Genomic DNA, 407 nt, shown 5'->3' with positions numbered 1-407 from the left:
AGCACCGCCCTTACAAGGCGGGGGTCACTGGTTCGAACCCAGTACAATCCACCAATTGGGATATTTCATGGGAAGCACCGCCCGCTCTTCATGACAAAACGGTTGTCACTGGTTCAACCCAGTACAATCTACCATCAATTTATAGTGAACAAAATTTAGTACTCCCATGGATTGTTAGCTCAGCTGGGAGAGCACCGCCCTTACAAGGCGGGGGTCACTGGTTCGAACCCAGTACAATCCACCAATTGGGATATTTCATGGGAAGCACCGCCCGCTCTTCATGACAAAACGGTTGTCACTGGTTCAACCCAGTACAATCTACCATCAATTTATAGTGAACAAAATTTAGTACTCCCATGGATTGTTAGCTCAGCTGGGAGAGCACCGCCCTTACAAGGCGGGGGTCA

At 49.1% G+C, this 407-nt stretch carries 1 tRNA gene; it reads left to right on the top strand.

Annotated features, from left to right (window positions below):
• Positions 1 to 168 precede the first annotated feature (168 nt).
• Positions 169 to 244, top strand: a tRNA-Val gene (locus tag ACTZWV_RS19895).
• The last annotated feature ends 163 nt before the right edge of the window (positions 245 to 407 follow it).

Source organism: Rheinheimera sp. NSM, assembly GCF_052380015.1.
GTDB lineage: Bacteria > Pseudomonadota > Gammaproteobacteria > Enterobacterales > Alteromonadaceae > Alishewanella.
Note: the sequence above shows the minus strand (reverse complement) of the source record. Positions and strands in the feature narration are given on the sequence as shown.